The sequence below is a fragment of the Paraburkholderia sp. D1E genome (assembly GCF_052682275.1).
The window spans coordinates 8,709,635-8,730,641 of record NZ_JBQYMB010000001.1; the positions used below are offsets into that span (position 1 = coordinate 8,709,635).

18 protein-coding genes are annotated in these 21,007 nt (G+C 62.4%); 7 read left to right on the top strand and 11 right to left on the bottom strand.

Annotated features, from left to right (window positions below):
• The first annotated feature begins 1 nt into the window (after window position 1).
• Genes gmhB through ACUN0E_RS39170 form a run of 3 tightly spaced genes read left to right on the top strand, consistent with a single transcriptional unit; the run spans window position 2 to window position 2,290 of the window.
• A complete protein-coding gene (gene gmhB / locus ACUN0E_RS39160) occupies window positions 2-556 on the top strand; it encodes a D-glycero-beta-D-manno-heptose 1,7-bisphosphate 7-phosphatase (RefSeq protein WP_408390716.1) in 555 nt (184 codons plus the stop codon).
• A 40-nt stretch (window positions 557-596) separates the two neighbouring features.
• The gene (locus ACUN0E_RS39165) at window positions 597-1,355 is read left to right on the top strand and encodes a lysophospholipid acyltransferase family protein (RefSeq protein WP_408238848.1); all 759 of its coding nucleotides are present in this window, start codon (window positions 597-599) and stop codon (window positions 1,353-1,355) included.
• Window positions 1,356-1,399: 44 nt separating this feature from the next.
• Window positions 1,400-2,290 carry a M48 family metallopeptidase gene (locus ACUN0E_RS39170; protein WP_408238845.1) on the top strand — a complete coding sequence of 297 codons (891 nt, stop codon included), beginning with the start codon at window positions 1,400-1,402 and terminating at the stop codon, window positions 2,288-2,290.
• 110 nt (window positions 2,291-2,400) lie between these two features.
• Here ACUN0E_RS39170 and ACUN0E_RS39175 read toward each other — a convergent pair whose 3' ends face one another.
• The 6 genes from ACUN0E_RS39175 to ACUN0E_RS39200 form a co-directional block, all read right to left on the bottom strand.
• Window positions 2,401-2,799, bottom strand: a complete 399-nt coding sequence (locus ACUN0E_RS39175; RefSeq protein ID WP_445569976.1) for a hypothetical protein — start codon at window positions 2,797-2,799, stop codon at window positions 2,401-2,403.
• A gap of 26 nt (window positions 2,800-2,825) precedes the next feature.
• Window positions 2,826-3,212, bottom strand: a complete 387-nt coding sequence (gene gloA, locus ACUN0E_RS39180; RefSeq protein ID WP_408238840.1) for a lactoylglutathione lyase — start codon at window positions 3,210-3,212, stop codon at window positions 2,826-2,828.
• Window positions 3,213-3,314: 102 nt separating this feature from the next.
• Entirely contained in the window at window positions 3,315-4,967 is a 1,653-nt protein-coding gene (locus tag ACUN0E_RS39185; RefSeq protein WP_445569977.1) for a long-chain-fatty-acid--CoA ligase, read from the bottom strand.
• Between the two features lie 83 nt (window positions 4,968-5,050).
• Window positions 5,051-6,871: an alkyl sulfatase dimerization domain-containing protein gene (locus tag ACUN0E_RS39190; RefSeq protein WP_445569978.1), complete on the bottom strand. Its 1,821-nt coding sequence runs from the start codon at window positions 6,869-6,871 to the stop codon at window positions 5,051-5,053.
• Window positions 6,872-6,979: 108 nt separating this feature from the next.
• Complete coding sequence (locus ACUN0E_RS39195; protein ID WP_445569979.1) at window positions 6,980-7,669, bottom strand: TetR/AcrR family transcriptional regulator; 690 nt, start codon at window positions 7,667-7,669, stop codon at window positions 6,980-6,982.
• A 163-nt stretch (window positions 7,670-7,832) separates the two neighbouring features.
• On the bottom strand, window positions 7,833-8,789 hold the full coding sequence (locus ACUN0E_RS39200) for a LysR family transcriptional regulator (RefSeq protein ID WP_445569980.1): 957 nt from the start codon (window positions 8,787-8,789) through the stop codon (window positions 7,833-7,835).
• A 102-nt stretch (window positions 8,790-8,891) separates the two neighbouring features.
• On the opposite strand from ACUN0E_RS39200, the gene ACUN0E_RS39205 reads away from it, so the two are divergent.
• The gene (locus ACUN0E_RS39205; RefSeq protein ID WP_445569981.1) at window positions 8,892-10,235 is read left to right on the top strand and encodes an MFS transporter; all 1,344 of its coding nucleotides are present in this window, start codon (window positions 8,892-8,894) and stop codon (window positions 10,233-10,235) included.
• Window positions 10,236-10,388: 153 nt separating this feature from the next.
• On the opposite strand, the gene ACUN0E_RS39210 is transcribed toward ACUN0E_RS39205, so the two are convergent.
• Entirely contained in the window at window positions 10,389-11,498 is a 1,110-nt protein-coding gene (locus tag ACUN0E_RS39210) for a porin (protein ID WP_445569982.1), read from the bottom strand.
• A gap of 469 nt (window positions 11,499-11,967) precedes the next feature.
• Between ACUN0E_RS39210 and ACUN0E_RS39215 the strand changes: the two genes are divergently transcribed.
• Window positions 11,968-12,903 (top strand): DMT family transporter, encoded by a 936-nt coding sequence (locus ACUN0E_RS39215; protein ID WP_445569983.1) that lies wholly within the window; start codon window positions 11,968-11,970, stop codon window positions 12,901-12,903.
• Between the two features lie 68 nt (window positions 12,904-12,971).
• On the opposite strand, the gene rsmA is transcribed toward ACUN0E_RS39215, so the two are convergent.
• The 4 genes from rsmA to ACUN0E_RS39235 all read right to left on the bottom strand — a co-directional run bounded on the left by rsmA (window position 12,972) and on the right by ACUN0E_RS39235 (window position 18,826).
• A complete protein-coding gene (gene rsmA / locus ACUN0E_RS39220) occupies window positions 12,972-13,844 on the bottom strand; it encodes a 16S rRNA (adenine(1518)-N(6)/adenine(1519)-N(6))-dimethyltransferase RsmA (RefSeq protein WP_445569984.1) in 873 nt (290 codons plus the stop codon).
• Between the two features lie 179 nt (window positions 13,845-14,023).
• Window positions 14,024-15,034, bottom strand: a complete 1,011-nt coding sequence (gene pdxA, locus ACUN0E_RS39225) for a 4-hydroxythreonine-4-phosphate dehydrogenase PdxA (RefSeq protein ID WP_445569985.1) — start codon at window positions 15,032-15,034, stop codon at window positions 14,024-14,026.
• 5 nt (window positions 15,035-15,039) lie between these two features.
• Window positions 15,040-16,401: a peptidylprolyl isomerase gene (locus ACUN0E_RS39230; RefSeq protein ID WP_408333220.1), complete on the bottom strand. Its 1,362-nt coding sequence runs from the start codon at window positions 16,399-16,401 to the stop codon at window positions 15,040-15,042.
• Window positions 16,402-16,468: 67 nt separating this feature from the next.
• The gene (locus ACUN0E_RS39235) at window positions 16,469-18,826 is read right to left on the bottom strand and encodes an LPS-assembly protein LptD (RefSeq protein ID WP_445569986.1); all 2,358 of its coding nucleotides are present in this window, start codon (window positions 18,824-18,826) and stop codon (window positions 16,469-16,471) included.
• Window positions 18,827-19,048: 222 nt separating this feature from the next.
• Here ACUN0E_RS39235 and ACUN0E_RS39240 point away from each other — a divergent pair, with 222 nt between their 5' ends.
• Both ACUN0E_RS39240 and murU read left to right on the top strand, forming a co-directional pair.
• The gene (locus ACUN0E_RS39240; protein WP_445569987.1) at window positions 19,049-20,140 is read left to right on the top strand and encodes an aminoglycoside phosphotransferase family protein; all 1,092 of its coding nucleotides are present in this window, start codon (window positions 19,049-19,051) and stop codon (window positions 20,138-20,140) included.
• 3 nt (window positions 20,141-20,143) lie between these two features.
• The gene (murU, locus tag ACUN0E_RS39245) at window positions 20,144-20,857 is read left to right on the top strand and encodes an N-acetylmuramate alpha-1-phosphate uridylyltransferase MurU (protein ID WP_445569988.1); all 714 of its coding nucleotides are present in this window, start codon (window positions 20,144-20,146) and stop codon (window positions 20,855-20,857) included.
• The last annotated feature ends 150 nt before the right edge of the window (window positions 20,858-21,007 follow it).

Below are 21,007 nucleotides of genomic sequence, written 5' to 3' on the forward strand. Positions count from 1 at the left end.
CATGCCGACCAAAAAAGTGGTGATCCTCGACCGCGACGGCGTGATCAACGTCGATTCCGACGCGTTCATCAAGTCGCCGGACGAATGGGTTGCCCTGCCCGGTTCGCTCGAAGCGATCGCGCGGCTGAACCAGGCGGGTTATCGCGTTGCTGTCGCGACTAACCAGTCTGGCATCGGCCGCGGCCTCTTCGACATGAACGCGCTCAATGCAATGCATCTGAAAATGCATCGCATGGCGGCAGCGGTCGGCGGTCGCATCGACGCGGTGTTCTTCTGCCCGCATACGGCGGAAGATCACTGCGAATGTCGCAAGCCGAAGCCCGGTATGCTGAAGATGATCGCTGAACGTTTCGAAGTCGATCCGCAGAATACGCCAGTGGTCGGCGACGCGATGCGCGACCTGCAAGCGGGCGCGTCGCTCGGACATCCAACTCATCTGGTGCTGACCGGCAAGGGCCGCAAGACGCTCCAGGCCGGCGACTTGCCAGAAGGCACGCGCGTGCACAACGACCTGCGCGCGTTCGCCCTCGACTTTCTTTCCGACGCTCAAGAGTGATGCGCACCACGCGCGTCCCCAACCCTCACTGACCACGCCGATGCGCTTCATTCGTTCTTTGCTGCTGCTGATCTACTTCGTGCTCTTCACGGTGCCGTACGCGACCGCCTGCTTCATCGCGTTTCCGTTCATGCGCGCCGACAATCGCTACTGGATGGCGGCCGGCTGGTGCCGCGCCACCCTCCACACCGTGCGCTGGCTGAATGGCATCCGCTATAGGATCGAAGGCTATGAGAACCTGCCCGATGGTCCGGCCGTGCTGCTATCCAAGCATCAATCGGCTTGGGAAACGCTGGCGTTTCCGGCGCTGATGCCGCGGCCACTGTGCTACGTGTTCAAGCGCGAACTGCTGTTTGTGCCGTTCTTCGGCTGGGCGCTCGGCATGCTGAAGATGGTTCACATCGACCGCAAGGAAGGCAAGTACGCGTTCGATTCAGTCATCAAGCAAGGCAAGCAGCGCATGGCAGAAGGTGCCTGGGTGATCATGTTTCCGGAAGGCACACGTACGCCGACCGGCAAGCAAGGCAAGTACAAAACCGGCGGTGCGCGTTTCGCGATTGCAACCGGCGCGCCGGTCGTGCCGATCGCGCACAACGCCGGACGTGTGTGGCCGCGCAACTCGTTTCTCAAATATGCGGGTATAGTCACAGTGTCGATCGGCAAGCCGATCGACACGACGGGGCTCACGCCCGACGAAGTGAACACGCGCGTCGAAAAGTGGATCGAAGCTGAAATGCGTCGCATCGATCCTACCGCGTACCGCGCGGCGGAAAGTACTTCCGCCGCCGCACCAATCTGACGCGCCCGCGCCCTCGAAGGCGCATTTGCGCGAAGCCGAATCCGATGCAGAAGTCTCCTACGTCGCAGCCCGCTGCGGCGCTCGATAACCGGCAGCTCGATCTCCCGCTCTTCGCCGAGCCGGGGTCGACGTCGTCGTCCCCTTCACCCTCCGCACCCTCAACGGGTTCGCAAGGAGGGCAGCAGCCGGCCGTGCCACTCGCACCGGACGGCAGCAAACTGCGCAGCCTCACCATCGGTTCGCGCACGCTGCACTATGTGCTGAAGCGTTCGGCACGCCGTTCGATCGGCTTTGCGATCGACAGCACCGGCCTGATGATTACCGCACCACGCTGGGTCACGCTCGCCGATATCGAAACCGCGATCACCGAAAAGCAGCGCTGGATTTTTACGAAGCTGATCGAATGGCAAACGCGTGTCGAACAGCGCGCGTTGCCTAAGGTCGACTGGAAAGATGGTGCGGAAGTGCCGTATCTTGGCCAGCCGGTGCGCGTCAAGCTCGGTTCGCCGCAAGGCACGCTCGCGTTCAGTGCGGATGAAGCCGCACTGCAAGTGCCGCTGCCGTTGCAAGCGGACCCGCAGCAAATCAAGGACCGTGTGCAAGGCTGGCTGCAAGGCGAAGCAAAACGCCTGTTCGGCGAACGCCTCGATATCTACTCGGAGAAGCTGGGCGTTAACTATCGCGCGTATGCACTCTCTTCGGCGGCCACGCGGTGGGGCAGTTGTTCGAGCGATGGCAAAATTCGTCTCAACTGGCGGCTGATCCATTTCCCGCTGTCGATCATCGATTATGTTGTCGCGCACGAGCTCGCGCATCTGCGCGAGATGAATCACAGTCCGCGCTTCTGGCAGACGGTCGAATCGATTTTTCCGGAATTCCGCGAAGCGCGGCAGACGTTGAAGTCACATCCGCCGGAATTGCTACCGACGCTTTAAAGCCTTCGGGCTTGCTTCGGCCGTTCAAGACTTCAGTCTCCGGCCTTCCGCTATGAAACCGTGAAACCCGGCGCCTCAACTCGAAGCGCCGGCCTTCTGAAACCCACCGCTCATTCCGCGCAGAAAGTTTCCTGCAGGTGACGCCACGTTACCTTGCCGTGCGCGTCCAGATCCATCACCGCAGTGGAGCGCCGCACGTTCGCATTGCCCGCTTTGTCGCGCTGATACTCACGATATTTGACCACCGCGCCCGATGGATATTCGGACACGATCTCCATATCGCGGATCGAGATTTGCGAGCCGGGACGCGCGCCGTTCAGCTTCGCAAAAGTCTCGCGCAAGCTCGTGTGATCCAGTGCGAGACCGGACGGCATGACCAGCGTGAACTGCGGAGCGAAGCGCGCCATGATGCGCTCCAGCGCGCCGCGATCCGCAGAACCGTCGAACAACGCCTGAATTTCGACGTGGATGTCGTCAAGTTCTTTGAAGTAGGGATTGCGGTTATTCATTGCTTGTCCTCGCCCAGCCGCCTGCGTCATTTTTTCTTCTGGATGAATTCGATCTTGTAGCCGTCCGGGTCCGTCACGAAAGCGATCACGGTGGTGCCGTGTTTCATCGGGCCGGCTTCGCGCACAACCGTGCCGCCTTGTGCCTTGATCTTGTCGCAAGCGGCATAGGCATCGTCGACCTCGACGGCGAGGTGACCGAAGCCGGTGCCAAGGTCATACGACGGCGTATCCCAGTTGTGCGTGAGTTCAAGAACGGTGCCGTCGCGTTCGTCTTCATAGCCGACGAAGGCGAGCGTAAACTTGCCGTCCGGATAGTCATCCCTGCGCAGCAATTTCATACCGAGCATTTCGGTGTAGAAGGCAATCGAGCGGTCCAGGTCGCCGACCCGGAGCATGGTGTGAAGCAGGCGCATCGTGTACTCCCTAGTGCGTGATGTCGAGAACGACAATGTACCCGGAATCACGCCACGCTGCAGAGCGCGCCACACGCGGCGAGACGCGTGGCACGCCCGTTTTCAACCCGTCCTCTTCGCCTCGTCGCGCAATGCGCGCCGCAAAATCTTGCCGACATTCGTCTTTGGGAGTTCGCTGCGGAACTCGATGATTCTGGGCCGCTTGTAACCCGTCAGTTGTTCCTTACAGAATGCAAAAATGTCCGCATCGGTAAGCGCCGGGTCTTTCTTCACCACGTAAAGCTTCACCGCTTCGCCCGCTTCAGCGTCCGGTACGCCGACCGCCACCACTTCGAACACGCCCGGGTGTTTCGCCACCACGTCCTCGATTTCGTTCGGATAGACGTTGAAACCCGACACCAGAATCATGTCTTTCTTGCGATCGACGATCTTCACGAAGCCCTCGTCCGTCATCACACCGATGTCGCCGGATTTGAAGAAGCCGTCCGGCGTCATCACCTTCGCGGTTTCATCGGGACGATTCCAGTAGCCGGCCATCACCTGCGGCCCGCGAATACAGATTTCGCCGCGCTCGCCGAGCGGCACTTCGTTACCGTCGTCGTCGCGAATTGAAATATCCGTGGACGGCAACGGCAAACCAACCGTCCCGGTGAAGGCGGTGGACGTCGGCAGATTGGTGGTCGCGCACGGCGAAGTTTCCGAGAGTCCATAACCTTCGACAATCGGCACGCCGGTCAGCGCCTGCCAACGTTGCGCGACGGCTTGCTGCACAGCCATGCCACCGCCGTTCGATTGCAGCAGCTTCGAGAAGTCGAGCGTTTTGAAGTCAGGTTCGTTTAGCAGCGCGTTGAACATCGTGTTCACGCCGGGAAACGAGTTGATTGCGTAGCCTTGCAAGACTTTGATCAGCCCCGGCAGATCGCGCGGATTCGGAATCAGAATGCCCATGCCGCCACAACGCATTGTCAGCAAGCCGCAGATCGTCAGCCCGAAGATGTGATACAGCGGCAGTGCGACTACCGTGATGTACTGCTTGATGTCGGTGCGCCCGCGATAAACCGGCTCGCGCCACAACTCCGATTGCAAAACATTGGCGATCAGATTGCCGTGTAGCAAGGTGGCGCCCTTCGAGACGCCGGTGGTGCCACCGGTGTATTGCAGCACTGCCACATCGCTTTGCGCCAGCGTGACGGGTGTGAAGCCCGCGTCCGAACCACGCGTGATCGCATCGTTCAACGCAATGCGCGACGTTGGCGGCACATTGTCCGCAACCTCAGGACTTCCCGCACCGAGCATTTCGCCGATCGAGGTCAGTACGACATGCCTGATCGACGTATGGGCCTGCACGGCCTCGAGCGTCTTCGCGAACGGTTCGAGCAGCACGATCGCTTCCGCGCCGCTGTCGTTCAACTGATGCTCCAGTTCTCGCGGCGTGTACATCGGATTGACGTTCACCAGCACGTAACCGGCACGCAGGATCGCCGCCATGACCACCGGATACTGCAACACGTTCGGCAGCATCACGGCGATGCGCGCGCCGCGCGCGAGGCCCAGCCATTGAAACCACGCGGCAAGATCGCGTGACTTCGCATCGAGTTCGCCGTAGGTCAGTTCGCGACCCATGCAGACGAATGCGCGGTCTGCCGCGTGCGTTTGGAAGCTTTGCTCCAGCAAGTCGCCAACGGAGCTGAACTGCGTAGTGTCCACCTCCGCCGGGACGCCCGGCGGATAGGACTTCAACCAGATTTTTTCCATGTCTCTTCCCTTGATTTCGCATCGCGATGCGCCAATGCACGATGTGCCGCTGCGCCGACGCGCCAATGCGAGCCGCGCTGCGTCTATCGCGTAGTAAGCGCGGGCATACGCCGGGTGGGCCGGTCAAAGCAATCGAAGAAGCTACGCAACTGATCGACCGTGCCACGCTCCAGCATTACTGTGCCGCTCTCGAGACACTTCGGCAACTGCGTCGCCATGTTGTTCAGTATGCTGTACAAGGTGCCGGTTTCAAGCGCGAGTTGAACGTCGATCGTCGAGGGTGTGCGTTCGTGAATCTGCAGCACGCCGCGCCGTAGTTCGAGCGCGTGCGTTTCATTGCGATCCGTCACGCGGAATGCGAGTGTCATCCGCACATCGGCGCAGCGTTCCGGATCGATATTCACGCTGAAGCGCTGGAACACATTGCGCAACGGTTGGGCGCGCAACACATCTACCGAGGCGAGACTCGAGCTGCCGCCAAACGGCAGTTCGTCGTAGGCATGTTCGAGTTCGCGCGCCGCGCTCAGATACCAGTTGCGCCAGTTGGTGTTCACCGTGCGGTAGCCCAACTCGCGCAGCGCACTCGCCTTGATGCTGCGAGCGTCGGCGTCAGTTGTATCGAGGCGCACCAGCAGCGTGGCGAGTTCCGCGGCCCAGCGCCAGTCGCCGTCACCCAAAGCGATACGGGCAGCGGCGCGCACCGCTTCCACGCCGCCCATCATCTTCACCATGCGCTGCGAACGTTCAGCACGCGGCAACGGATCGAGCGAAGCCGGATCGCCATCGAACCAGCCGAGCTGACCGCTATACACCTGGCGTACCGAATGCTTGACCGTGCCGTAGTACTCGCCCAGCCACGCATGCTCCGCGAGGTGCGGCGGCAGCGCGGGAATGGCCTCAGCAAGTTCGTCCGGGCTCAAGCCGAAGTTCATGTGGCGGATGGTCTGATCGTGGATGAACTGGATCGCATCGCGATACACGCACAGCACCTCGGCGACATACTCCGCGCCCGATACCGGCCGGCCATGCGCCGGCACCATATGCGCCGCGCTGAAGCCGCGCATCATGTCGATGGTCTGATACCAGCGCACCGGATCGCGGTAACGTGTACCGCGCAGCGTATGCACGTTCGCGAGACACTCGCCCTGAATCACTTCCGCCGACAGCAGCACGCCGAGTTCGGGTAGCCACATGACGATTTCGTCGTCGGCTTCCGAAGGCGCGTAGCGGAACTCGAAGCGCACGCCCGCCAGCACGATGTCGAGCTTGTCGTCGAACACGCGGGTCGGTGCGAAGAAACTCGCCGGCTCGGCGATCAGCACCGGTCCGATGCCCGCGTTGACCTTGCCGGTCGCGCCGGGCGGCAGCAGCGTGCCGAAGCTGTAGGCCGAACGCGTGGCGAGAATCGGCGCCACAAGGTTCGCGTTGTTGATCACGGTGTCCATCAACGAACGGTGCGCGATGATCTCGACGCTGCCAGCTTCGAGCGCGGCCTCGTCGACGAAGGCGCGCACGCCGCCTGTGTGGTCCGTATGGTTGTGCGTGTAGACCACGGCCTTGACCGGCAGCCCGGCGTGCCGGGGATCGATGGCGCAGAAGTCCTCATAAATGCGTTTTGCCGCGGACACCGCCTCGGTCGCATCGATCACCACGATACCGTCGTCGCCCACCACGAAGATAATGTTCGCGATCGCGTAGCCAACCGCGCAGTACACGCGCTCGGCTACGCGATAGATGCGCTGCGCCATGCGCTGCGAGTGTTCAGTAAGACGCAGCGGCACGGTCGGCGCGGCAATGGCGAAGGCGAGATTCACGCCGGCGTCGAACGCGACATCGAGCGGTTCGCCGATATGCGGCGCGTCGAAGGCGGGATTACGGACCAGTTCGGGGCAACATGAGTTCATGCGGTGTCTCCTTGAATATTCGGCTGCGCGCAGTGGGAATCGCGCTGCACCTGGATCGATCTTCGATTGATAAACCGGAATCTTGATTCCGTTTTTCAGGTAAAAAAATCAGCGGTCCGGCAAACCGAGACAGCGCCGCTGCCGGATTTGCAGCCACGTCCGCAGTTGCCGGCTGGAGAGCGATAAAGGACCGGGGTCGTTCAGCACGCTGTTGACCAGCATGCCGAGAATCATTTGCAGGGTGGCGCGCACTTCGAATTCGAGCGACTGGGCAGCGTTGCCGGCAGCCTTGATGCCGCGCGACTGCGCCAATGCGCTGACGAGACGCGGCACGATCAGCGCCAGAACCTCGTGGTTGGTCGACTTCACGGCGTCCCAGCTGGCTTTGCGCTGCGACGCCCGCAGCAACGACGCGTGATACAGCCCGCGATTGCGCCGGAACGTCGCTACGTAAAACGAAATGACCGCATCGGCAAGCGTGCCCGCGTCGTTCGACCGCCAGGCCGGATCACGCTCGACGGTCTCCCGCACGTGCCCGAGCCCCTCTTCCATTGCCGCGTTCTGGACGACTTCGAAGAAGCTGTCCTTGCTGTCGAAGCGCCGATAGAACGCGCCAATCGACGTACCCGCACGTTCGACGATATCGTTGATCGACAGATCGTCGAGATTGCCGCTCGCTTCGATCAGCTCGCGCCCGGCGAGCAGCATGCGAACGAGCCCCTGCTGGCTGCGCGTCTGACGCGGCGCCGCGATGGCGCTGGGCTGCGCTTCGCGCCCGCGTGGTGAAGTCGTCGTCATGCGGTGTTCAGCTTCGGTTCGCTGCTCTGAGGAAATGAAGATTCACGACAAACCGGAATCTGGATTCCGGATCGTCCGCGATCAGGATTGCCTTGTCAACCGCACTCAGGGTAAACAAGGGGGCCGGTCACGCGATTAATCAGCCGGCCGCACAGCGGTCCCTTCATGGGGCCCGCGAGTCGGGAGGCAACAAGCTCTGCGCGGCGCGGTTGGCGCTCTCCATCACCTGTTCAGCGAGTCCCAACGCAGAATATGCAGCGGGCGAAGGCGTGCGCTCGGCCAGATACACCAGCGCGAACTCGAGCGCGAGACGCGGCGGATTGGCGAGCGGGATGCGCGCCAGTCGCCGCGTCTCCAGATCGCGCCGCACCGCGGACGCTGTGGCGAACAGCACGGCATCGGTCTGCGCAACGAAGTCCTTCAGTACTGTCACGTCGTTGCATTCGATCTGAAACGGAATCTGCTCGTGCGCGCGATACTTGAGCAGGCGATGCAGGGCGTCCTTCATGAACGCGGGCAAGCTCACCGACACCAGTGGGAACTCGCGCAACGCCGTAAGCTGCACCGTGTCGCGCCCAAACAAGGGATGGTCCGGCCGCGCAAACCAGCCACCCTCGTGACGCGGCAGACGTTGCAACGTGACATCGGGCGTTACGGGCGGCACACGGCGGTCGGCGACCATGAAGTCGATCTGTTCGGCGTGCAGCTTGGCAAGCATCGCATCGCCTTCGCCGAGTTCGATCGACACCTTGATCTTCGGAAAGCGCCGCGCGAACTCCACCAGCAGGTCCGGCAGCAGCACGACGGCCGCATAGGGCCCGAGGCCGATGCGGACCTCGCCGAGTTCGTGCGCCTTGAGCAGTTCGACGTCGCGGAACAGACAGCGCGTTTCGAACAGCACGCGCCGGGCGCGCTCGACCAGCAGCCGCCCGGCCGCCGTCATCGCGACGCCGCGCGCCGCGCGGTCGAACAGTTTCATGCCGACTTCTTCTTCGAGCGCCTGAATGCTGCGGCTCAATGCCGGCTGGCTCAAATGAACCCGCTCCGCCGCGCGCGCAAAGCTACCTTCCTCCGCGAGCGCGATCAGATGGGTAAGGCGGCGGGAATTGACCTCATGCATAGTTTGCAAGCTCCCGATAACGAGAATGCACTTGAACAATTCACTTATACCACCTCAAATGGGCGAAAACCCAGCGCGCCGCGCAAGAAATGGAGACACGCTTTGCCCACTTTCCTCAGCAGCACGAAACGCTGCACGGCGCTTGCCGAAACGGCGCCGACTCATCCCTCCCAGGCACGTGAGCGTGCGCAAGGTCACCGCTGGGTAATCGTCGCCTCGCTGTTCCTGTTCATGCTGATCAACTTCGCCGACAAGGCCGTGCTCGGTCTGGTCGCGATTCCTCTGATGCACGACATGCAGCTGACGCACGGTCAATTTGGCCTCGTCGGCAGCGCATTTTTTGTGTTGTTCTCGATCTCGGGCATCGTCGTCGGCCTGTTCGCCGACCGCGTCAACATGAAATGGCTGCTCGCCGCGCTCGCACTGATCTGGGCGGTGGCGCAATTGCCACTCGCATGGCCAACCAGCTTTGCGGTGTTGCTGCTGTGCCGCGTCCTGCTGGGGGCCGGCGAAGGACCGGCTTCGCCGCTCGCGCTGCATGTGGTCTACACCTGGTTCGACGACGGCGAACGCAATCTCCCTACTGCGATCGTTCAGCAGGGGGCGACTGCGGGCGTCATCATCGCCGGACCGTTGCTCACCTACATCTCGCAGCGGTGGCACTGGCACGCAACGTTTCTTACACTCGGCGCCGTCGGCATCGGCTGGACTGTCTTGTGGCTGTGCCTGGGCAAGACGGGCAATCGTCAGCACAACCCATCACCCACGCTTGCAGTCGAATTGGCAGGCCCTCGTGCTGTGTCATTGCGCTTCCGGCGCATGCTGACCGACCGCACCGTCATTGGTGTGATGCTGCAATGCTTTGTCGGCTATGCGGTAATCGCGATCGGCTTCACCTGGGTGCCTGCATATTTCCGGCTTGGCCTGGGTTTTGCCGCGACCCAGGCCGGTTGGCTGTTCGCGCTGCAAGTCGCGGCGCAGATCCCGCTCGGCATCGCGCTCGCAGTGGCATCGCATCGAATGCTCAAGCGCGGTGTGCCGTCGAAGGTGGCGCGCGGCAAAGTGATCAGCGCGGCATGCGTCGTGAGCGGGTTTGCGTACTGCTCACTGTTGTTCGGCGCGCCGCCGTTCGTCAAAGTCGCCTTGATGGGACTCGCCAGCGCGTTGGCGATCCAGACTTTCACCTTCGGTCCGATGCTGGTCGCCGAAGTCGCGCCGGCGGCACGGCGCGGGGCGCTGCTTGCGGTCACGAACTCGATCGTCACCACCGCCGGACTGATCGGACCCGTCGCGATGGGCAAGCTGCTCGGCGTGGCAGGCGACGCGCGTGGCTATGAGATCGGCTTCGCGGTGACCGGCGTGTTACTGCTGGTTGTGGGTATAGCGGGGTTCGCATTGATCGATCCACAACGGTCGAAGCAGCGCATGGAAGCCACGCCCGGGTGAGATTCGCGGGTGCCCTTTTTGCCTGACTTTTGCGCGGCTTTCGGGCCCGCTCGCGGCAGCGTGTTCGCCACGCGAGTTACGCCATGAATGTGAACGGCGAGCGTCGCCGCACGGCGGCGGGTAATCTGGGCGCGCGCTGGCGTTGATAAGGGCTCAGAACTGGTGCCGTATACCGGCCATCAGGCCGATCTGACTACCCTTCTGCGCAAGACCGACACCATTGACGCCCTGCAACTGCGCCCCGATCAGGTCGCCCCGGTATAGCGAGTAATCGCCTTCCAGATAGATATCGGTGCGCCTCGACAGGTTGTAGTCGGCGACCAGTTGGTACTGCCATGCCGAACCGTCCTGCGCGGCGGTCTTGCCGTCCTGCAAAGTACGCCAGACATTCGCGGCGAAGTGCCACGTGGTGCCGACCTGCTGCGTGATGCCGCCCATGATCATGCGACGCCGCGAAAAGTCCGTGTACTTGAGTGCAGCCAACGCGGGCGCGGTGAACGGCCCGTTGGCGAAATTCGAAAAACCGGCGTCATTCTGATCGACGATATAGCCGACGGAGAACCGGGTCATGTTCCACGTGTACGAACCGCCGAAGGTCCACGCTTTCGCGGCTGCGCCGTTGACCGAATCTTTCGACTCCTGATACGCGCCGCCGAAGGTGAACGGGCCACCCGGCGCGTAAGCAAGCGCCAGGCCGACCTGGCTGCCGTACGAATTGCCTGCGTTACCGCCGAATGCGTAGCCGGCGGCAAGATGGAAGCCGGCATATTTCGCCTGATACTGCACCTGGTTGCTGGTCCAGATACCACCGGTCATGGTCACTTCCGGCTGAAAACTGAAATCGTACGGAATCCAGAGATTACTGCCGTAGCCGCCGATGGTAATGCCCTCGATCATCACGTTGTACTGACGGCCGAGGATCACTTGACCATAGGAGTCCGAGCGCACGCCCACTTGCGCCTCATTGAAGAACGGCAAGGTGGGATCGCTTTGGCCGCCGTTCATGTAGAAACGGTTCTCGAGCTTGAAGAACGTAGACCAGCCGCCGCCCAGATCCTCGACGCCCCTTATGCCCCAACGGCTCTCGGTCATGCCGCCGTTGCCGAGCCCGATCGACGAATCGCCGGCTGTGTTGGCGTGGGTCAGATATCGCACACTTTCGTCGATCACTCCGTAGAGCGTCACGCTCGATTGAGCATGCGCCATATGGCACGCCAACGCTGCGGGCACAGCTGCCATTGCCCACCTGGATACGTTCTTCATATTGTCTCCTCGTACAGGTTTCCGCTTTTCGCGGATATTTCGACACCGTCACGCCTGATGCAAAGTACCGGCACGCTGCTCATTGAGGCCGCGCAGATCGACGGTCAAGGTGAAGGGCCCACATAGAACCCCTGCACGACGGCCAATGCAGGCCGTTTGAATGACCTGATGAAATGCACGTGGGTGAACCTTAGCGCGAAACCGGGACCGTAAGAAAATAGACTGAAGTAAGTGTTGTTATGTCATCGAAGTGCTTGCAGCTTGCAGGAAGCACGCGTAGACGGTGGGGTCATCGCATCCCGGCGCGGACGATTTTGATATCGTATGAACTATCGCTGCTCTTCTGCTCCTGTTGAGCCGGTTTAAAAGTCAGACTAGCCATTCGGCCGACTACCGCGATCCGTGCCGCGACCGCATACTGACCGCCGACCCTTCACACCGCCCGCTCTTTTCGTCACGCCACAAACCCATGAGCACCACCGCCCTGCCCGCGCGCCGCACTCCAGATAGCTTCGCCATCCTGTTGATGGTCGGCTTGTGTGCGATCTGGGGACTCCAGCAAGTCGCGATCAAGAGCACCAACGCAGCACTGCCGCCGGTATTCCAGGCGGGCCTGCGCTCGGCGATCGCGGCCTTGCTGGTATGGGGCTGGGCACGCTCACGCGGCACGCCGCTCTTTCGCGATGACGGCACATTGGGCGCGGGCTTGCTCGCGGGCGTGCTGTTCGCGGGGGAATTTGTATGCATTTTTCTCGGCCTGACGCTGACCAGCGCGTCGCGCATGGCGGTCTTTCTGTACACCGCACCGTGCTTCACGGCGCTCGGGCTGCACTGGTTCGTCGACGGCGAGCGGATGCGGCGCATTCAGTGGCTCGGCATCCTGGTGGCGTTTGCGGGTATGGCGCTGGCGTTCGCGGACGGCTTCCTGCATGGGCATGCGGCGCAGGGGGCGACGCTGACGGGCGTCGCCGGTGACGCGCTCGGCGTGCTGGCCGGCATCGCATGGGCCGCGACCACCGTGGTGGTGCGCGCCACACGCCTCGCCCAATCGAGCGCCAGCAAAACGCTGTTCTATCAATTGACGGTGTCGGCGGTCGTCCTGCTCGCACTTGCGCTCGGGCTCGGCCAGGCGCACGTGGCAACCGTCACCCCGCTGGCGGTGGTGAGCCTCGCGTATCAGGCGGTGGTCGTGGCGTTCGTCAGCTATCTGGTGTGGTTCTGGCTGTTGACGCGCTACATCGCGTCGCGCCTGTCGGTGTTCTCGTTCCTGACACCATTGTTCGGCGTGACCTTCGGCGTGCTGTTGCTCGGCGAGTCGTTCAGCCTGCGCTTTCTGATGGCGGCAGTGCTGGTGCTGACCGGCATCGCGCTGGTCAATGCACCGGTGAAGCGGCCAGCGGTTTAGAAGAGTGGGTGGGATTTCAAGCGCGCTGCAGGGCGCAGCGCGCTTGCTTCAAGACCGCGCAACGCAACTCAGGCGTCGTCAGTCCCAGTTTCCGCGGCCGCTGCGCCGCGCGTCGGCGAAGCCGCCACGATCTGCGCCACACGCACGTACTCAGCCACCGGCACGTCTTCGGCGCGGCGTTGCAGATCGAAGCCTAGCGCCTCGAAATCCACCGAGTCACGAAACGCGGCCAGGGTGTTGCGCAGCATCTTGCGCCGCTGCGAGAAGGCCGCCGTCACCACTTCGCCAAGTACACGCTGGTCCACGGGCGGCAGTTCATGCAGTTCGTACGGGATCATCCGCACAATCGCCGAATCAACCTTCGGCGGCGGGTTAAATGCTTCGGGCGGCACGTCGAGCTGCTTGTCGATCACGTAGCGGTATTGCAGCATCACCGAAAGGCGGCTGAACGCCTTGGTGCCCGGCTCCGCCACCATGCGCTCGACGACTTCGTTTTGCAGCATGAAATGCTGATCGATCACGCGATGCGCGAACGCGGTCAGATGAAACAGCAACGGGCTCGAAATGTTGTACGGCAGATTGCCGACAATGCGCAGCGACGCCTTCTCGCCTGGTGCAGCCAGCGTTCCGAAGTCGAACGCGAGCGCATCGCCCGCATGCAGTTCGAGCAGGTCGCCGAATTTTTTCTTGAGGCGGCCGATCAGATCCCGATCCAGTTCCACCGCGTGCAACGGCGCCTCGGGCGTCGCCAGACGCTCGATCAGCGGCTCGGTGAGCGCGCCGAGCCCCGGCCCGATCTCGACCATGCGCTCGCCGCGCTGCGGCCGGATCACGTCGACGATCGAATCGATCACGCCCGTATCGACCAGAAAATTCTGTCCGAAACGCTTGCGCGCGATATGGCCTTGGTGCCGGCCCTGCTGCTGTCTGCTGGTGGACATCGAAGAAACGCTAAGAAAGAGAACTGCTTAAAAGAGAGCAAGCGGAACAACCCGCAATCGCGGCAAACGCTGATAAAACCGTGCGATCTCGCCGCTGAAACGGCCTGCCCGGCAATGCTACGCCATCGACGCCGCTGGATCAGACCGCTCGGCGGGAGGACGCGATCGACACGGCAGTATCAGCCCGCGCGGCGGTGCTGCGCCATCGAAATCGCCGTATCGATCGCGGCGATCAGACTGCCTGCGTCGGCACGGCCGGTGCCGGCCAAGTCGAGCGCTGTGCCGTGATCGACCGAGGTGCGGATGATCGGCAAGCCGAGCGTGACGTTGATGCCTTCGCCGAACGTTGCGTATTTCAACACCGGCAGGCCCTGATCGTGGAACATCGCCAGCACGCAGTCGGCCTGTTCCAGATAACGCGGCTGGAACAATGTATCCGCCGGATAGGGGCCGGGCGCGTCGATACCTTGTTCGTTCGCGAGCTTCAGTGCGGGAGAAATCACCTCGATTTCCTCACGGCCCAGATAACCGTTTTCGCCCGCATGCGGGTTCAAACCCGTCACGAGAATACGCGGCGCGGGCAAACCAAAATGGTGACGCAGATCGTGATCGACGATACGCAGCGTCTCAACGATGCCTTCGATCGTCAGCGCGGCGGAGACGTCTTTGAGCGGCAGATGCGTGGTAGCAAGCGCAACGCGCAACGGGCGCCTGCCGGTGCCGGCCAGCATCATCACCACGCGCGGCGTGTGTGTGCGCTCGGCCAGATATTCCGTGTGGCCGGTGAACGGCACGCCGGCATCGTTGATGGTGCTTTTTTGCAGCGGCGCGGTGACGATCGCGTCGAACGTGCCGGCCACGGCGCCGTCGATCGCGCAGTCGAGCACATCGAGCACGTAGCGGCCGTTGGCGGCGTCCAGCTTGCCGGCCAGCGAGGGTGCGCCGAGCGGCCGATGCTGCACCCGTACGCGCTTGCCGTCCGCCACCAGCGCAGCCCAATCGACGCCAACCGCGCGCGCGCGTTCAGCCAGCAAATCCGCATCGCCCAGCACGGTGAACTGTGCTCCCGGCCAGTGCGCCGCCGCGCCCGCCAGCGCCTGCGCGGTCAGTTCGGGGCCTACGCCGGCTGGCTCGCCGGTCGTGATCGCGATCTGCAACGGAAGGCTGGTGGACTGCGCGGCGGTTGTCATGATGCTTATTGCGAGCTGGTCAGAGTGGGCTTCACTTCCACGTAGGCGGTGTCGCGCAGTTCGCGCAGCCAGTCAGCGTAAGCCTGTTCCGCCTTGCGCTGACCGATCGCCTGACGGGCCAGATCCATCTGCTGTGAAACCGAACCTTCCGATTCGCGACGGCCCAGCACCTGAATCAGGTGATAGCCGTATTCGCTGCGCACCGGGTCGCTGATCTGACCGTCCTGCAAGCTGTTCATGGCACGCTCGAATTCCGGCACCGTCTCGCCCGGGCTGATCCAGCCGAGGTCGCCACCTTGCGACGACGAACCGTCTTGCGAGTAGGTGTGCGCGAACTTCGCGAAGTCGCCACCTGCGGCGATCTGGTTCTTGATTTCGAGCAGTTTCTGACGTGCCTGCGGTTCGGACATGCCGTCGCCGACGCGCAGCAGGATGTGGCGAACGTGCGTCTGCACGAGCTTCGGCGCATCGGAGCTGGTGCCCTGGCCCGCGCGACGATCGACGAGGCGCACAACTTCGAAGCCGTCGTTGGTGCGGATCACATCCGGAGCGACCTCGCCCGGGCGCAGAGCCGAGGCGGCCTTGACGAACTCAGGCGGCAGCTTGGACGGCGGCAGGAAACCCGTATCGCCACCTTTCGACGCATCCGGCGCTTGCGAATTCGACTTCGCCAGTTTTTCGAAGTTGGCGCCGCCCTTGGCTTCAGTCAGCAGGGCCTGAGCCTTTTTCTGCGCGGTTTCGATGTCGGTTTCCGAGGCGTTCAGCGGCGCTTTCACGAAGATGTGCTGAAAGTGCAGATCGCTCGTCAGGCCGGAGTTCGGGCCGCGCTGGCTGGCAATGTAGTTCGCGACTTCGGCGTCCGACACCGTGACCTTGCTGTCCACTTCCTTCTCACGCAGACGCGAGAGCGTGAGCTCGGTGCGCGCGTCGTTCGTGAAGGTGGTCCAGGGCACGCCTTGCGCCTCGATACGCGAGCGATACATGTCGAGCGACATGTTGTTCGCCTGCGCGAGCCGCTCGAGCGTTTTTTGCACGGCGGCGTCGTCGATGTTGATGCCGTCTTCTTTCGCCTTCTGCAACTGGATGCGTTCCAGCACCATCTGGTTGAGCACCTGCTGGCGCAACTGGTCCATCGGCGGGACCGGTGCGTTCTGCTGGTTCAGCCGGTGGGTGATCAGGCCGATGCGCTCGTCGAGCTCGCGCCGCGTGATGACACCGTTGTTGACCACTGCGGCAATAGTGTCGACCGTCTGGCCGCTATTGCTGGAGAGCGCCTGCGCCTGAACCGGCGCAACCGACAGGAAAGACGCCACAGCGGCAAAACCGGCCGCAAGCGTTGCCAAGCGAAGCTTTTTCATGATTGCCACAGATACTCCAATGATGTCGGGCGCGCCTGGCCCGTCTTTTCGCATTCTATAAATGATCGGGCGAGCGTCATTCGTAATTGGTGAAACGCGCTTCCGGCGGCGGCGGCGGCGGCAACGGCGTGTACCCCGCCACGCTGGCGCGGAACGCGGAAATCAGCCCGTTGTCGACGCTCGACAAGCCCTTGAACGTCAACTGCGCGAGAAACCGCGTGCCTGTCTGTTGCTGGGAAGAAGTGTTCACCCCGTTCGCATAACGCTGAATCCCAGCGCCGAGCGTCCAGCAGTCGGCGTCGTATTGCAGGCCGATCAGACCGTCGACGATCCGATGGCCGCCCAGGTCGTAATTGAAGCGGCCTACCCCGTACACACGGTGCGTCAGCGGCCACTGCCCCGAGATCAGCACCTGATTGATCGGCTGGTTGTCCAGCGTGGTGTTCGCGCGGGTGTAGCGATACGCGACATTGATCACCTTGCTGGTAGCCGGACTGAACCCGAAGCCGATGCTCGTCTTCGTCAACTGGTTGTTGTCGGCATTATATTGGAACGCCGTTTCCGACGCGAAACCGGCGCCGAGCTTGAGCGACGCACCCACGATCAGGTCCGAATGCGTGGCCTGCGTGCTGGTCTGCGTAGGCAGCAGCGTGACGCGCTGATCCTGAAAGTAATACTGCTGCGCGATCACGAAGCGCGCGCGTTCGTCGCCCGTGGCCGGGTTGATGAAGCGCGTGGTAATCGCCGCGGTCAGGCGGTTCGCGTCGGCGATCCGGTCGTTACCGACGAATGTGTTCGGCGTGAAGATTTCCGCCAGCCCGAAGTCGGAGTCGGCCGTATCGAACAGCGGCGCGTTTTCCTGGTTGCGGTACGGCGTGTAGACGTAGTAGAGCCGCGGCTCCAGCGTCTGGATGTAATCCTCGCCGAAGATCCGCACCGAACGGTCGAAAATCAGCCCGGTGTCGAAGGAGAGCGTCGGAATCGACTCGGTGAAATTCTTCGGCGTACCGGGTGTAGCGATATTGTTCAGGTTGTACGACGCAAAGTGCCACTGCACCTTCGGCGTCACAAAGTAACCCGGCCCGACCACCGAATACGACAGGTACGGGTTGAACATCACCCGCTGACCCTGGGTCGTGTCCGCGGTAGTGATGCGGAAATTCGAGTAGTCAGCTTCCGCGCCGTAGTCGAAGCCGCCGACGTTGTACTTCGCGTACTTCACGTTCAACTGCGGCTCGCGGCCGTATGGCGCCACCGAAGGCGTCAGCGTCTGCCAGTGCTGTTCGCGGGCGAGCACCGACCACGGGCCGTTGTTGTACGTCAACCCTGCTTCCTGTTGATACAGGAGCTGGGTGCCGTTCATGAACTGGCTGACCGACGACGACAGATCTTCCGGATACGTGTTGTCCGAGACCTTGTTGTAGTAGATATAACCGCCGAACCCGTTGCCGAAGTTCTGGTTGTGCTGGATATACAGCGCGTAGCGGTTGGTGTGGGTCAGGTGGTCGTCCGGCAGATACTCGCCGGTGATCGAACCGGAATACGTGGGCGACAGGTAGCGGAACGTGGTCTGCAACTGCACACCGCGCTTCGAAATCAGGCGCGGCGTGACCATCAGATCGCGATTCGGCGCGATGTTGAAGTAATACGGTACCGACAGTTCGAAGCCGTTCGACGAACTGAGCGAGAACGTGGGTGGCAGCACCCCGCTGCGCCGTTCGCCCGACAGCGGGAACGACAGCCACGGCGACGCGAATACCGGCACGCCCTGGAAGAACAGCACGCTGTTATACGCGACGCCTTCGTCCGCGCCGGTGTCGAAATCGAACTCGCTGCCCTTGATGTACCAGGCCGGATTCTCCGTGCACGAGCACGCTGTGTACGTACCCTTCGTGAACACCGAGCGCTCGTTGTCGAGCAGGTCGACGCGCTCCGCGCTGCCCGAGCCACCCGTTACGTTGAAGTGGTACTTCGGCGCGGACATGAAACCTTCGCTCGAGTCCACCCGCATATGCGCTTCCGGGCCGGCGAACGTGGCGCCGTTGTTGTTCAGGTGAACCCGGCCATATGCGTCGGCCATGTCCGTGTCCTGATCGTAGTGCAGCGCGTCGGCCTTGATCACGAAAGTGTTACGCCGCACCTCGGCCGAGCCTTTCGCGGCCATGTCCTGGTCGGTGGTGCCGCTCGTCGTGTCGCCGAGCACGAAGGTGGCCGGCTTCTGGCCTGATTGCAATAGATGTTCTTCGAGCTGTGGGGCAAGCTGCATGCCCCAGGGCGCGTCGATAGGTTGCGGCTGCGCGGCTTCCCCCACTAGCTGGGCGTGGGCAAGCGCGGGCATCAGGCCCGGAACGGCGATCAACGCCGCTACGAGCCGCCTTTTGCGCGGCACTACGGCACAAGAGGGAGTCGTTTGGGAAAGCTGTCTAGGCGGCATGTATCGTTTGGCGAATCGACCCGTCCATCAGCTCCTGCAGTCACGATCCACCGCCTGCACATCCCGACCGTGACAGTCGGCTGTACATCAATGTTTACAATCTGTCGAACGATGAGGCGGGCGGTAAAGCAGAATGCGCGAAAACTGGCGTGAGTCGCGTCAAAAAAGTCGTGGGGTATTATATGGCAAGACGTTGCCCCTCTGAATTTGCTGCCGGTTTTCATGACGCTCCCCCCTTCCAAAGACACTACCCAAGATTTCACCGACAGCCGCCTCGAACTGCTCAAGGCCTGGCTGAACGCCCATGCAGCGCGCTATGCGCTTGATCTCGACACGCTTCTCCCGGCTTCGTCCGACGCCAGTTTTCGCCGTTATTTCCGGCTTGCCGGTAAGGCGGCGGAAGGTGAAGGCATCGGCACCCTGATCGCCGTCGATGCCCCGCCGCCCGAAAAGTGCCGCGAATTTGTGCAGATCGCGCAATTGCTCGACGCTGCCGACGTGCATGTGCCGCGCGTGCTGGAGGTCGATTTCGACGCCGGGTTCATGCTCGTCACCGATCTGGGCACCGATTCGTACCTCGGCGCGCTGACGCAAGCGCAAAGCGCGGATGAACCCCGCCGTGCCCGCTCGCTGATGCATGACGCGCTCGATGCGCTGATCCGCTGGCAGCTCACGTCGCGCGAAGACGTGCTGCCGCCATTCGATGAAGCCTTCCTGCGCCGCGAGATGGAGTTGCTGCCGGAGTGGTTCATCGGCCGCCATCTGGGCCGCGAGGTCGACGAGAAGACCCGCGGGCTGCTCGATCGCACCTTCGCGCTGCTGATCGCGAGCGCCCGGGCGCAACCGCAGGTATTCATGCTGCGCGATTTCATGCCGCGCAATCTGATGATCGCCGCCGCGCCCAAGCCCGTGAATCCCGGCGTGCTGGACTTCCAGGACGCGGCATATGGCCCGATCACGTACGACGTCGCTTCACTGCTGCGCGATGCGTTCCTCAGCTGGGACGAAGAGTTCGAGCTGGATTGCTTCGTGTACTACTGGGAGCGCGCGAAAAAAACGGGCCTGCCGGTCGATCCGGACTTCGGTGAGTTCTACCGCCAGCTCGAGTGGATGGGGCTGCAACGGCACATCAAGGTGCTGGGCCTGTTCTGCCGGATCAACTACCGCGACGGCAAACCGCATTACATGAAGGATCTGCCGCGTTTCATCGGCTATGCCCGCAAGGTCGCGGAACGCTATGCGCCGCTGCGTCCGTTCGCAAAGCTGCTCGACGAACTCGAAGGCCGCGCGAATGAAGTCGGCTACACGTTCTGACCGATGACGATGTCTCTGAAGAAAGCGATGATTTTCGCCGCCGGGCGCGGCGAGCGCATGCGTCCATTGACCGACACGCGCCCGAAGCCTTTGCTCGAAGTGGGCGGCAAGCCGTTGATCGTGTGGCAGATCGAACGCCTCGCGAAGGCAGGGTTTCAAACCATCGTGATCAATCACGCATGGCTCGGTGAACAGATCGAGGCCGCGCTCGGCGACGGTTCGCGTTGGGGTGTACAACTGCGCTACTCGGCCGAGCATGAAGCCCTGGAAACGGCGGGGGGCATCGCGCAAGCGTTGCCGTTGCTCGAAGATGACGGCACGAGTGAAGTGTTCGTCGCGGTCAGCGGTGACGTGTGTGCGGATTTCGATTACGCAACGCTGAATACTCGCGCGGTAGAACTCGCGGCAATGCCCGAGCCCGGCATGCACCTCGTGATGGTGCCGAACCCGCCATTCCATCCGAACGGCGACTTTGGATTGGTGGACGGAACGCTATCGCTCGACGCCCAGCCGCGCTTCACGTTCGGCAATATCGGTCTATACGACACCCGCATGTTCCGCGATCTGCCGCGCGGCACACGGCGCGCGCTGACACCCTACTACCGCGAGACGATTGCACGCGGTCTCGCGAGCGGCGAATTGTATGAAGGTTTGTGGGAGAACGTCGGCACACCCGCGCAACTACAGGTTTTGGATCAGCGTCTGAACGAACGCTGATCGCGGCAAGACGTTGAGCGGCACCATGCGATAACGCGCCGCTCAACATACAACGACCAAGGCCAGGAGGTCGGCGCTGAAGGCCAGGCGCTCCGCGCCGGGCACGCTACACGTGCCATCCAACAAGCACACGCGGCACACCCTGCCGCA

Excerpts from the sequence above, each read along its gene's own strand:
- gmhB (WP_408390716.1), top strand. The coding sequence starts at position 2 with ATGCCGACCAAAAAAGTGGTGATCCTCGACCGCGACGGCGTGATCAAC.
- ACUN0E_RS39165 (WP_408238848.1), top strand. The coding sequence starts at position 597 with ATGCGCTTCATTCGTTCTTTGCTGCTGCTGATCTACTTCGTGCTCTTC.
- ACUN0E_RS39170 (WP_408238845.1), top strand. The coding sequence starts at position 1,400 with ATGCAGAAGTCTCCTACGTCGCAGCCCGCTGCGGCGCTCGATAACCGG.
- ACUN0E_RS39175 (WP_445569976.1), bottom strand. The coding sequence starts at position 2,799 with ATGAATAACCGCAATCCCTACTTCAAAGAACTTGACGACATCCACGTC.
- gloA (WP_408238840.1), bottom strand. The coding sequence starts at position 3,212 with ATGCGCCTGCTTCACACCATGCTCCGGGTCGGCGACCTGGACCGCTCG.
- ACUN0E_RS39185 (WP_445569977.1), bottom strand. The coding sequence starts at position 4,967 with ATGGAAAAAATCTGGTTGAAGTCCTATCCGCCGGGCGTCCCGGCGGAG.
- ACUN0E_RS39190 (WP_445569978.1), bottom strand. The coding sequence starts at position 6,871 with ATGAACTCATGTTGCCCCGAACTGGTCCGTAATCCCGCCTTCGACGCG.
- ACUN0E_RS39195 (WP_445569979.1), bottom strand. The coding sequence starts at position 7,669 with ATGACGACGACTTCACCACGCGGGCGCGAAGCGCAGCCCAGCGCCATC.
- ACUN0E_RS39200 (WP_445569980.1), bottom strand. The coding sequence starts at position 8,789 with ATGCATGAGGTCAATTCCCGCCGCCTTACCCATCTGATCGCGCTCGCG.
- ACUN0E_RS39210 (WP_445569982.1), bottom strand. The coding sequence starts at position 11,498 with ATGAAGAACGTATCCAGGTGGGCAATGGCAGCTGTGCCCGCAGCGTTG.
- ACUN0E_RS39215 (WP_445569983.1), top strand. The coding sequence starts at position 11,968 with ATGAGCACCACCGCCCTGCCCGCGCGCCGCACTCCAGATAGCTTCGCC.
- rsmA (WP_445569984.1), bottom strand. The coding sequence starts at position 13,844 with ATGTCCACCAGCAGACAGCAGCAGGGCCGGCACCAAGGCCATATCGCG.
- pdxA (WP_445569985.1), bottom strand. The coding sequence starts at position 15,034 with ATGACAACCGCCGCGCAGTCCACCAGCCTTCCGTTGCAGATCGCGATC.
- ACUN0E_RS39235 (WP_445569986.1), bottom strand. The coding sequence starts at position 18,826 with ATGCCGCCTAGACAGCTTTCCCAAACGACTCCCTCTTGTGCCGTAGTG.
- ACUN0E_RS39240 (WP_445569987.1), top strand. The coding sequence starts at position 19,049 with ATGACGCTCCCCCCTTCCAAAGACACTACCCAAGATTTCACCGACAGC.
- murU (WP_445569988.1), top strand. The coding sequence starts at position 20,144 with ATGACGATGTCTCTGAAGAAAGCGATGATTTTCGCCGCCGGGCGCGGC.